Origin of the sequence: Gimesia algae (genome assembly GCF_007746795.1) — a bacterium.
Taxonomy (GTDB): domain Bacteria; phylum Planctomycetota; class Planctomycetia; order Planctomycetales; family Planctomycetaceae; genus Gimesia; species Gimesia algae.
On sequence record NZ_CP036343.1, the window covers coordinates 5,375,739 to 5,387,954 of the forward strand.

At 49.5% G+C, this 12,216-nt stretch carries 10 protein-coding genes; 5 read left to right on the forward strand and 5 right to left on the reverse strand.

Translation table 11 applies throughout. From position 1 onward, the window contains the following. Window positions 1–58 precede the first annotated feature (58 nt). Entirely contained in the window at window positions 59–1,396 is a 1,338-nt protein-coding gene (locus Pan161_RS19995; protein WP_145230179.1) for a Gfo/Idh/MocA family oxidoreductase, read from the reverse strand. A 142-nt stretch (window positions 1,397–1,538) separates the two neighbouring features. Beyond that, window positions 1,539–2,588 (reverse strand): formylglycine-generating enzyme family protein, encoded by a 1,050-nt coding sequence (locus tag Pan161_RS20000; RefSeq protein ID WP_145230181.1) that lies wholly within the window; start codon window positions 2,586–2,588, stop codon window positions 1,539–1,541. Between the two features lie 51 nt (window positions 2,589–2,639). Here Pan161_RS20000 and Pan161_RS20005 point away from each other — a divergent pair, with 51 nt between their 5' ends. Both Pan161_RS20005 and Pan161_RS20010 read left to right on the forward strand, forming a co-directional pair. Beyond that, a complete protein-coding gene (locus Pan161_RS20005) occupies window positions 2,640–3,674 on the forward strand; it encodes an FAD:protein FMN transferase (RefSeq protein WP_197995426.1) in 1,035 nt (344 codons plus the stop codon). A 12-nt stretch (window positions 3,675–3,686) separates the two neighbouring features. Then, a complete protein-coding gene (locus tag Pan161_RS20010; protein ID WP_145230182.1) occupies window positions 3,687–4,610 on the forward strand; it encodes an aminotransferase class IV in 924 nt (307 codons plus the stop codon). A gap of 87 nt (window positions 4,611–4,697) precedes the next feature. Here the strand turns inward: Pan161_RS20010 and Pan161_RS20015 are convergent, their stop codons facing one another. Further along, on the reverse strand, window positions 4,698–5,861 hold the full coding sequence (locus tag Pan161_RS20015; protein WP_145230184.1) for a zinc-binding metallopeptidase family protein: 1,164 nt from the start codon (window positions 5,859–5,861) through the stop codon (window positions 4,698–4,700). 1,577 nt (window positions 5,862–7,438) lie between these two features. Here Pan161_RS20015 and Pan161_RS20020 point away from each other — a divergent pair. From Pan161_RS20020 to Pan161_RS20030, 3 genes are all read left to right on the forward strand, one after another. After that, window positions 7,439–8,545 (forward strand): cytochrome-c peroxidase, encoded by a 1,107-nt coding sequence (locus tag Pan161_RS20020; RefSeq protein WP_145230186.1) that lies wholly within the window; start codon window positions 7,439–7,441, stop codon window positions 8,543–8,545. A gap of 84 nt (window positions 8,546–8,629) precedes the next feature. Next, window positions 8,630–9,088 (forward strand): DsrE family protein, encoded by a 459-nt coding sequence (locus Pan161_RS20025; RefSeq protein ID WP_145230188.1) that lies wholly within the window; start codon window positions 8,630–8,632, stop codon window positions 9,086–9,088. Between the two features lie 135 nt (window positions 9,089–9,223). Continuing rightward, window positions 9,224–9,703, forward strand: a complete 480-nt coding sequence (locus tag Pan161_RS20030; RefSeq protein ID WP_145230190.1) for a bacterioferritin — start codon at window positions 9,224–9,226, stop codon at window positions 9,701–9,703. A 103-nt stretch (window positions 9,704–9,806) separates the two neighbouring features. On the opposite strand, the gene Pan161_RS20035 is transcribed toward Pan161_RS20030, so the two are convergent. Continuing rightward, window positions 9,807–10,610 (reverse strand): hypothetical protein, encoded by an 804-nt coding sequence (locus Pan161_RS20035; protein WP_145230192.1) that lies wholly within the window; start codon window positions 10,608–10,610, stop codon window positions 9,807–9,809. A gap of 481 nt (window positions 10,611–11,091) precedes the next feature. Further along, window positions 11,092–11,982: a hypothetical protein gene (locus tag Pan161_RS20040; RefSeq protein ID WP_145230194.1), complete on the reverse strand. Its 891-nt coding sequence runs from the start codon at window positions 11,980–11,982 to the stop codon at window positions 11,092–11,094. Between the last annotated feature and the right edge of the window lie 234 nt (window positions 11,983–12,216).

Here is a 12,216-nt window from a genome sequence, read left to right on the forward strand (position 1 = left end):
AAACAATAAAAAAGGCCGACCCGCTTCAGAGAAACGGGTCGGCCGAGAAATATTTCAACTAAGCTTTTTTCAGGACTTCTGAGACACCTGGAGTCGGAATCGGATAGAATCCATTTTCATCGGGAACTGTAACGGGAGTTCCTTCCCAGGAGAAATCGCTTGGCATCAGACTGACTTCAGAAGCCATCGCTTCATCCCAGGTGACAGGCTTACCACTATAGGTAGCCAGACGTCCCAGAATGGAAGTCATTGTGGATTTCGCACCATATTCGGCTTCATTGTAAGGCGTGCCGTTGTAAATTGCTGCAAACAGATCATCATGCTCAACCTGGTAAGGATTGGTTTTCTTTCCACGGTATTTCCATTTGTAGCCACCGGTGGTTTCATACTTGGCACCACTGATATCGCAGGAACCTTTGGTTCCCTGAGCATGCTCTGTCACGCTGTTCCAGCAGTTACGAATGTGTCGACACTGACTGTACATCCGGGTGTCGTCGGCATAGACAAATTCAACGGCGAAGTGATCGTAGATTTCACCGTATTTTTTGTCGGTTCGAACCTGACGTCCGCCCATTCCATAAGCTTTGACGGGGAAATCATCTTTCAACCAGTTGCAGACATCGATATTGTGAATGTGCTGTTCATTGATGTGGTCACCACAGAGCCAGTTATAGTAATACCAGTTTCGCATCTGATATTCCATTTCTGATTTGGCATCTTCACGGGCCAGACGTGGTTCCCAGACTCCACCACTGTTCCAGTAGCAACGCATCGAAGTGATATCACCGATGGCACCATCTTTCAACCGCTGAATCGTTTCAATGTAGGGAGCCTGGTGATGACGCTGCAGCCCCACTCCGACAGCCAGTTTTTTCTCTTTGGCTTTCTTGGCAGCTTCCAGCACTTTCTTCACGCCAGTCACATCTGTGGCAACCGGTTTTTCCATAAAGATGTGGACACCTTTATTGACGGCTGCTTCGAAATGAATCGGACGGAAACCAGGAGGAGTGGCCAGGATGACGACATCAACGCCACTATCAAGAAGCTTCTGATAGGCATCGAATCCAACAAACATCTTGTCTTCGGCGACATCAACTCGTTCGGGACGACCGGAAAACTGTTTCTGCAGATTGCTCAAGCTGCTGTCCATACGGTCTTTAAAAGCATCTGCCATCGCTTCCAGTTTGACGTTTCCTTTCGTAGACAACGCCTGGGAAGCAGCGCCAGTACCACGACCACCGCAGCCGACCAGACCGACTTTAATAGTATCATCGCCACTGGCGTGAACATGAGCTGTTGAACCCAGTGTGGAAAGGATCCCTGTTCCCACCGCAGTGGCTGTTGTTACTTTCAAGAAGTCGCGCCTGGAAGTAGATTGATTGTTAGATTGAGTCATCAGAGGCCTTTCCCTAATCTGCAGGATGATTTGGTAAGATAGAAATATTTCTAATACACATATGCGTTTGCGGGATCAATTGATGATAAAATTCCAGCAAATGCAGCTGTTTCACAATAAGATTCGTTGTCGAAAGCGCCGATCAGCGACCTTCATCAGCCGGGATCGCAGGATCGAGGCCGTACTTTTTCCGTTCTTCGGCAGTGGGAACTGTCAATGGACGAACGACCCGGAACCCAACCATAATGGCATCGGTATGATACCAGATACTCTGAGGAATCTGTGGATCCTGAATTTTCCAGTCGGCACTGGAGGCAATTCGGTTTGCACTGCGAAGTGCTTCAGGTTCGTCATCCCATGAACCGCCACGAGCGACGCGAGGATAGAGAGTTGTTGGAACATTGACTGGAAATTTCAGCGTTCCTTTACCGCTCCATTTTTTGTACGCGTCTGGAATGTACTGATCGAGGACCCACTCGGAAACATTTCCGTGGATGTCATACAATCCCCAGGGATTCGGCTTTTTCTGACCGACTTTCTGGTAGCTGTCATTGCAGTTGGCATAATGCCAGGCATAGTCATCCAGATTTGCCGCATTATCTCCAAACGAATACGCAGTCTTGGTACCGGCACGACAGGCATATTCCCATTCCGCTTCAGTGGGGAGACGATAGTAGTGCCCAGTCTTTTCACTCAACCATTTGCAATAGGTCTTCGCAGCCAGTTGAGTCATACAGATCGCGGGATAGCCATCGTGGCCCATATCGAACGTCATGTCTGTGTAAGGCTTGGTGGGGCGTGTGACTGCATCGGCTGCTTTTTCTTTTTCGTCAAACTTGCCACGCAACAGCTTCCGTCGCTGGATATCCAGATTGAAACTCCAGATGTCATATTCGTTCCAGGTCACTTCATGTTTGCCCATCCAGAACGGTTCAATTTTGACTTTGATTTGAGGACCTTCGTCCTTTTCATGATTTTTTTCACTGGCAGGACTCCCCATCATATATTCACCGCCGGGGATGGGAACCATGTCAAAAGTAACATCGGTATTCAGTATTTTCTCGGTATAAGGCTTCATCTCTTTTTCTGTTTTTGCTTCCTCTGCGGAAACCATAGAAACAGAAAACAGGATCGCGGCAAGGAAAGTGAATTTGCCTTGCATTGAGAGACTGTGACGACATACGCTAAGCATATTAGTTTACTCCGTATCGGTAAGCTGCAATCGGACTTTGAATCGGGATTGATGATGTCATACATTTTTCAGACATGCCTGCTGCTCTCCACATTATCAGGCAATCAACAGTGCACGGATAGCGAAATTCTGAATCGGTATGAATTTCAGGAAGTACATATGGGAGTGCAGTGGAGAATCATATTATATGCTACCGACAAACCAATCGCAAACAATGCTGCTCAAAATGCTTTCCGACGTGTAAAGGAACTTAACAAACTGCTCAGCGATTATGACCCGGAAAGCGAGTTAAATAAATTATGTCGGTTATCCGGCCCTGGAAAGCCGGTTCCGGTGAGTCCCCCCTTGCTGGAGGTACTGAAAAGAAGTCAAGCACTCTCACTGGAAACAGAGGGAGCATTTGACGTTACCATCAGCCCTGTCGTCCGCCTCTGGCGACGGGCGCGGAGACAAACCAGGATGCCGGATCCCACTCGACTGGCTGACGCCCGCGCCAAAGTCGGTTACCAGTCCCTGAAACTATCAGAACAGAATCGAACCGTAGAGTTATTGAAGGATGACATGCGACTCGATCTGGGAGGCATCGCCAAAGGGTATGCAGCCGATGTCGCCTTGCAGGTTTTAAAAGAGCACGGCATCAACCGCGCCATGATCGATGCCAGCGGCGACCTCGTACTCGGAGAGCCACCGCCGGACAGTTGTGGCTGGAAAATCGGGATTTCCTCCTCCGACGCTCCGCAGGCAAAAATCGACCGCTTCCTGTATCTGCACAACATGGCTGTCGCCACCTCGGGGGACGCGCTGCAGCATGTCGTGATTGATGGAAAACGTTACTCCCATATTGTTGATCCCCGTACCGGCCTGGGTCTCACCGACCAGAGTCGTGTTACGGTCATTGCCCCGAATGGTACCTCCGCGGACAGTCTCGCCTCTGCCATCAGTGTCCTCGGACCTGTGGAAGGAATCAAACTTTTAAGCAAGAAACCAGGTACCGCCTGCCTGATATTGCGACATGAAAACGGTAAGATGAAGTCTTATGAATCTCCCTGTTTCTCCTGCTATGAGCTGGATCAGAATCAAGAATGAACTGGAGCCGACATGACGCAAAATCTGGTATATCTCAACGGCGAATATGTTCCCGCGAGTGAAGCGAAAATCTCGATCTTTGACGGTGCAATCAGTCTCGGCATGACGGTCACCGAATCGACGCGAACCTTCGCACATCAGCCTTTTCGCCTGAGAGATCATCTGGAACGGCTCTATCTCAGTCTGAAAGCAGCCCGCTTCGATGCCGGCATGATGCTGGATGAAATGGAACAGCTTACACTCGAAGTCTGGGAGAAAAACAGACCACACTATCCTGCAGACACCGATGCCTGGATCATCCATAATATCACACCCGGTCAATGGGTCCCCTCCAGCGGACAGAAACCGCCTGAATCCAAGCCCACCGTCATGATCGTCACCTTGCCTCTCGACCTTTCTTACTGGGCTGAATTCTATCGAACAGGCTGCCACGCCGTCACTCCTTTTACCCGCGTGCAACCGGCTCAATCACTGGATTCGCGGATTAAAAACCGCAGTCGTTTCCTGTATACGATGGCCGAATCGGAAGTGAAGCAGTTCGACCCGATGGCACAAAGTCTGATTCTCGATACCAACGGCTTTCTTTCTGAGAATAAAGGCGGCAACTTTTTCCTGGTGACAAAGAACTGTATCAAGACTCCCAGTACCATCAACTGCCTCAACGGCATCAGCCGCCAGACCATCTTCCAACTGGCAAATCAACTGGAAATCCCCATCGAAGAATGCCAGTTGCTCCCCTACGATGTCACCACCGCCGACGAAGCTTTTTTCACCAGCACTCCCTACTGCATCATGCCAGCCACAAAATTCAATGGCATCACCGTGGGGAACGGCGAAGTCGGCCCGATCACCAGAAATCTGATCAGCGCCTGGAGCCAGCTCGTTGGCATCGACATTCAGGAACAGGCCCAGCAGTCCCAGCAGTCCCTTTCCTGAATCAACAGAAGGTCGCTGCCCCGGCATATCGTAAACTGCTGCCGTTGACTCTTTTTTCAATTCGTGATGCCAGGCAACGTTCGAGTTTCAGAGCAGTGATGTTCCCCCGCGGGCCTCTTTCACGATGATCTGAATGAAATGCAGTTTGCGAAGTACGGTGCGGGACATTACAAACGGATAGAAATCCTGATGCCCCATACTGCGCGCGAGTTCATTCAGGACGGTGGTGAGCTGAACCCACGAATTCATCAGCAGGATGACTCGTTCAGCATCAGGGGCCTTCGGGTCGTAGAGATCATTAACAGTGAAAGGTTCAACTGTCTGCTCGACGTCTTCGCCGCGCAACCCGAACCGGAGGGCGGTATCCAGGCTGTCGACCACATGCAGATAATGAGCCCAGCACTCGGCCCAATCCTCCCACGGATGAATTGACGCGTATGCACTAATATGTTTTTCAGCCCAGTTTGGGGGAGGTCCCTGCTCATAATTTCGTTTGAGAGCCGCAGAATAATCTTCCCGCTCATCTCCAAACAAGTCACGGTATTGTTCCAGCCATGTTGTATCTGCAACGAGACGGTCCCAGTAATAGTGGCCGATTTCGTGCCGCAAATGTCCCAGGAGTGTGCGATAAGGCTCATGCATTTCTTTGCGGGCTTTTTCACGAGTAGCGTCGTCTGCTTCCTCGATATTCAGTGTGATCAGGCCATTGGCATGCCCTGTGAGAACACGCGGTTTCTGCCCAGTTGATCGTAGAAAATCGAACATGACGCCGTGCTCGGGATCCTCGCTCACTTTTGATTCAACCGGTAATCCGAGATTCAATAATTGTGCGACCAGGCGACGTTTCGCGTTTTCGATTTTGCGCCACCACAGACGATTGTCGGGGTCATCCAGGTTGGGAATCGTGTGGTCCAGCCGACAGGATCGACAGAGTGCTTCGTCTTCGTCGGCCTGCACCAGCCAGTTGCACCCGGCGGGAGAATCAAAATTTTTACAGCGTTTCCAGATGGTCGTCTGTTCGGAATCCCCGTCAATCACCCACGTACCAGGTGTCGGCCCTTCTGCCAGTGAGCGGAGCTGTTGCAATGCTGGTGCGTATCCCAATGGCGATTGGCATCCCAGACAGACACTGTTTTGAAAATAAATCGGACGCCCGCAACGACAACTGGATGAACTTCTCAGTCCGGACTGGTCATCCGACTTCCAGACTTCAACCAGGCGTTTGGTAACCGATTCGAATATATTCAGCATGTGTTCCCCTCTGTGATCTGATGCAGATTACATCGACGATTTCAGAGTTTACATCCAGCATCTGGATGAAGAAATCCACTGTCATGGCGATGCGCGTCTAATGTATGCAGATGAGCCTCGGATTGTAAAGGATCAAACAGCTCACCTGGACACATCGCATTTAACGATAGCGTCTCTCGTACTATGATACTGGCCCCCAATGCTCCTGATGACGCTACTGTCAAACTGGACATTCTAATGATACTGCACATGAAGTACTTCCTCCTGAAATTCACATGTGAAGAGATTTCCTCTGACTGATAAAACTCCCCTTGACGCCTGCTCGCCGTTCGCCATCATCCACGCTTATATGTGAGTCGCGCGCGTTGTCAAAAATTAATCATCTAAAGACCACGCACCACTGAGAACATCGGCACTATAAAAGTCCCTTGATTCAGCACGATTCAGGCCAAAGCTGCTCAAACATTCTCTGTGTGTCGACACACAACACCGCAGTATCGCATTGGAGTACTCCGGCTTCGTCCCCAAACCAGAACATATCATCACACATCGCCACATCATTCGACTCATAATCCCTTGACCCACCCACGCCCTTCGAGAAAATACAACCAACTGGCACCACATTATTTCCGTTTCCTTATCAATTAAGCGACAGGGATTCCATTCAGCAGAGCCTCTAGAGCGCATCATATTTAACCACAGCGTCTCTCAATCTGTTATATTCGCTCCCAATGGCTCTGGAGACGCTACAGTAAAACTGAACGCAATCTATTCAAATACACGAGCAACCCCATGCGTCCGCCCACAGAACCAGCATCGACACTCAAAACCAGACCCGATAAAACCATCAGGCTCAGGCCCCAATGTAATTCAAACCGAGCGCAGCGAGCAGAAAACTGTCAGAGCAATCTCACAATCACCCGAGCCACCGCCCTCTCCTATAATCATCTGCAACAAGCAGGGTAGCAGTCAGCCCATCATACAGATCAACGCACGCCAGGCGAGATGAAGATCTGGAACCACTAACCGGTCTGAGTTTCGATTCAAACTTCGTAAACCGGTTCTTTTTAGCGTTGTCCATTATGAGACGCTGCGGCAGGCTGATCAAATATGAATTCTTGGCAAACAGACATTTACTTATCGCGATATCACGATATAATTGGTATAGAAAATATAAAAAGCCAATAGCAAACAATAATACCAAATCAGTATTTGAGATTGATGATGAAGAGTAGTATCAGGCTGTAATAGCACATTGGATTATTCGATCATCTGCGGATGATTCCGGAATGTTTTTTTGCATGATCATGTCATATTATCGCGATAATTTGATACTACAGCTGAAAGCAGGGATGAAATCATTAAGGAGTCAGCATACATGCGATTTCTGAACAGTCCTATGAAGTGCGGGTGCAGCACCCGCTGGCTGGTAACTGGGCGAAGTCTGAACATGTGGTTTTCAATCAGAAGCGGCAGTTTTGTCATCTGCTGATTGGCTGAGAGAGAATCGAAAGATAAATTAAAAACGCTCGCAGAGAACATACAACTTGTAATGATTGTCCGATGAAGGAAATAAAATGAACTTTGCTCGAACAAATACACTGAAATTGTTCGCGATAGGTCTCGCATTAATACAGGGTATCGATAGCAGTGCTCAAACCTCTACGCAGAAGACTGTTAACATCGGGAATACCTGGCAGGCACTTCCAGTAAAGGCCAGCTCTCCCGAAGACAACCCGACGACTCAGGAAAAAGTCGAGTTGGGAAAGAAACTGTTCTTTGATCCGCGTCTTTCATTGACAGGTACTGTCTCGTGCAATACCTGTCACAATCTGATGGAAGGCGGCGATGACGGTAGATCAACTTCAATGGGCATTCATGGTCGACTCGGCCCGAGAAATGCCCCGACTGTCTGGAATTCTGTTTTTCAAAATTCGCAGTTCTGGGACGGTCGCTCAATGAGCCTCGAAGATCAAGCCAGAGGCCCGATCGTTGCAGGTCCAGAAATGGGGATGCCGGCTCACAAGAATGCGGTTGACCGAATCGCAGCGATCCCAGGCTATCAGGCAGCCTTCAGTCGCGTTTTCAAAAGTGAAGAGCCTGTCACGATCGATAACGCCGTCAAGGCGATCGCGGCGTTTGAACGAACCCTGATCACTCCCAATAGTGCCTACGACCGTTTTGTACACGGCAACAAATCAGCAATGAACGAGAAACAGCTCCAAGGCATGAAGCTGTTTGACAGTATCGGGTGTACCGAATGTCATTCCGGCCCGGCGTTCAACGGCTGGGAAATTGGTTCGACGACACCAATGTTTGAAGAGTTCCCGCGTAATGCGAAAAACCCGCTGGTGAAGCACTTTGGTCTCAACAAAGATCTCGGTCGTTTTAAAGCAACAAAGAATGTTGCTGACAAACATCATTATAAAGTTCCCACCCTGCGAAACATTACGCTTACAGCGCCTTACCTCCACAACGGAGCTGTGCCGACGCTTGCAGAAACTGTTCGTGTGATGAGCGAAACACAACTCGACGCTCAAATTTCAGACACGGAAGTAAGCAGCATCGTCGAATTCCTCACTGCACTTGAAGGTGAGTTTCCTGAGCTCACGTTACCACGTTTGCCATCGCGGTCCGGCCAATCTGTCCTCGACGATCAAGAGCCTGCAGCAAAGACTGAATGACAGGAATTCACCACGTAGTTTTACCGCCGATGAACGTGATTTCGGCGACAATCGTCCAGATTTATTTTCGATGGAGAACTTGAGATGAAAGCTCGATCAGCACTCGTTCCCTTAACCCTGTTATTGCTTTGCGGAATCGGCTTTCCAGTTGCGCAGGTCGAAGGAAAGCCACCCGAGAAACAGAAAACCGCTGTCATTCACCTTTCGCATTACACCGATGATCTGCACCGTGCTTTTATGGCAATGAAGATTGCCAGGATGATGCAGAATGGCGGCGTAGAAACGACTCTCTTCCTCGATATCGAAGGCGCAAGGATCAGTGACGCTCGACAGTCTTTAGATATGTGCTGGGGGCCATCACCGACTCCTCTCGGTGCAGTGTTTGACGATTTCATCAAGAGTGGCGGCAAAGTCGTCGTATGCCCCCACTGCGCGAAAGCCGCCGGTATCAAAAGCGATCATCTGCGACAAGGTACAACGATTGGAACCGAGGAAGAACTCGCCCGCTTATTGATAAGCACTGATAAAATCATGGACTACTGATCCATTTCGTCGTAATATACAGAAGCCGTTTTTCCAGAATACCTGTGGTTGTCATCACAGTCATTCTGGCGGCAGAATATCATATGTATGATATATTCAAAAGAACTGGTTTAGACTAGCTTGAAGGTAAAGAAAATGAACACGCAACGATCAACCGAAAACCTGCAGACCGCACTCAGCATGGAACTGACTGCGATGCACCAATACCAGTTACATGCCGGAGTTCTTGATGATTGGGGATTGAGCCTGCTGGCAACGCAACTCCGCGAAGAAATGCAGGAAGAACTCGGTCATTCTGAAGAATACATGACACGGATTCTGTTCCTGAAGGGATCGCCTGTATTTACATTGGCAAAAACTCCAATTCGCGCTTCTTCACTGAAAGAAATGTTTGAATCAGACCTCGCGGATGAGAAAGAAGCCATCGAATTCTATACAAAATCCTCGATACAGGCGTCAGAGGATGGTGATATTGGAACTCGCACGATCTTCGAACGAATCGCGCTGGACGAAGAACAGCACATGAGTTGGCTGGAACTGCAACTCGACCTGCTTGCGCGGATGGGAGAGCCAGCTTATATCTCGAAACACATGCCAACACCAGCACAGGCATAACGGTAGAACAGAGAGGGCGGGAACAATATTTAGATTCCCGCCCCCTTTTTAAATAACCCACGCTCTGGGAAGCATGGCTGAGACAGATTTTTTTGTATGCCATTTATGGATTTTTGATGTCTCTGAACAGTTTGAGAGCAGTATCCCGGGAAGTGGTGTAGACCACCATATCCTGGGAAGGGACGGTGGTTTTCCAGGAGTGACCCTCTGCATCGAAGAACTCATGGAACACCAGATTGGGCGCGGTGCTGTGTGAGACCAACACATGCAGCAGACGTTTTTCAGTGCCATCCTGGAACAGCGTGTTTTCAAAATCACGCGCTTCAAAGCGGATCGTGTCCACTTGAGCCGACCGAGGATCAAAGGTGGTGATGACCCTGGTTTCGTTCACTTTCAGCGGCTGTTTCAACAACATCCGATCGGCATAGGCCGGGCCCTTAACCCCAATCGGAAAGTCTCTGGTTGTTTTCGCGACCCTGCCATTTGCTTCTGTTTGAATTCGCAATTGACCATCAGCAACACGGCCCTCCTTGAGAGTGGTAGCCAATGGCGGGTTCTGGACCTGGTATCGAAAGGCGAGCACATCGCCGTCGATCGTTTCTTCAGTCTGAATCATAATCTTGGAACGGGTATCGGAGGGAACATCCTGTATCCCATTCCGGCGCGACTGCGTGACATCGAAGACGGAAGTATGCTGATTGACAACAACCTCTTTGCCGGCCCGGTTGACTGTTTCGACCACATCGTGAACATATCCAATGTTCGAGCCCCCCACATAGATCATCCGCCATTGTTCTCGCGATTCCAGCGGTCTTGCGGGACGCCGCTCATTACCCTGTTGGGAATAAGCAATACAGGAGAATTGGGATACGGCCAATGTGAATACAAGAATCAAACAACGCTGCATGATAAGACCTCCTGATAGATCGTTTTCAGACTATCTGTAAGTTTGAGAACCTAATTGCCTTTGGCAGAGGGCGGCCAGATGAGTATGCATTCAGACTAATGGCAAGTCTGTCTACTTTATGTAATCCCCCAGAACAATATTACCCAAACCCATCATACCCCCCAGGATTTGGTACTGCAACTACCAGTATACAATTATTATCCCCGCCCTGTTGTGAAGAGCGGAATCCGGAGTGAAAAGATCCGCCGCTTGTAAGCATTCCATGGTACTTTGAGAGGCAACACAATTAACCATGGCGTCTCTCAATCTATGATACGCGGTCCAGATGGCCCTGGAGACGCTACAGTAAAACTGGACACAGTCTAGCGCGCCAACAGTGAAAGAACAGTCTGCCCCACACCGATCGCATCAGGCACACTGGGATGCACCTTTACAGCCATCCGATTATGACGTCCTGATGAAGGCCCATTCAACCCACGAATTAACACAAACTTACTTCCTCCCGAACAGTTTCGGGAAGCATTAACACTGCTCCCAGGAAGAAGCAGACCGCGCCTTGCAGTGTCAGTGCCACCGACAGGGTGTCTCGCCATGGCGCAACTGGGGTGGGCAGTGATATCGCCAGGAGCGCGGAAATCATAAAGCCAATACATCCCAGTAGATTGATCAACACAATCCACCAGGACAGATTTCCCGGCTGCCAGGCCCAGTAACGATGCCCGGTCTCAATAAAAGCCAGATAGCCCGACGTCAGAAACAGAATCGAACCCCCGAAATTCGGAATCCAGACCAGCAAATCGGTCTTGAACCAGGACAGGGACGGCTGCATTGCATCAAAGGTATTAATATTGAACAGAATCGTTCCGGCAAACTGCAGGGCACAACTCAGCCAGCCTGCGCTGGCCGGTTTCCAGCCGAACAATTTCAGACGCCCCGATTGTTCCTGTTCTTCATCGGGAAGTGCACCTGAATTCGCTGCCTGAAACAGCTGCAGGTAAGCCGCTGTCGTAAAGGGGATCGAACCGCAAAAGTAAATCGCATTGACCTGAGAGGGAGCCAGAGAAAGTGCTGCAGCCAGATCAGGAGCGAGAATCAGGATACTGGCGATCGCAAACAGAGACGCTCCCACAGCAAAGACAGCACCAATCCACCAGTTCAATTCGTGTGGCATCCACAGACAGCGGAGTAACAGCTTGCCGACCGCTTCGATCAGACCGATTTCCCGGGCAATCAGATTCTTACGATGTTTGCGCGAGAGCCATTCCTGAATTGAGCCATTCGCGTGGCGAAACAGCCGGTGCGTAATAAACGGAGGCGGCCCATCCGACTTGATACATTCCCATCCCTGTCCATTCTGGCGGCGTTCTTCCATGTCGGTTTTCTATTGGAGACTGATCAGCAAAGAATTTTTGGATTAGATTGAAGAAACGAAATCGATGGAATTTCTTACCCGAACGCAGACAAGAGGATTTGCGACTCTCTTAAAGAATATCACCTGGAGAGAAGATTTTCACTCCAGAACGTGACAGCTCTTCAAATGGATTTCTGAGTGCGCAGAGCTGATGAAACAGAAGATCGCGCAGATCATTTCTACCACTTGCACATT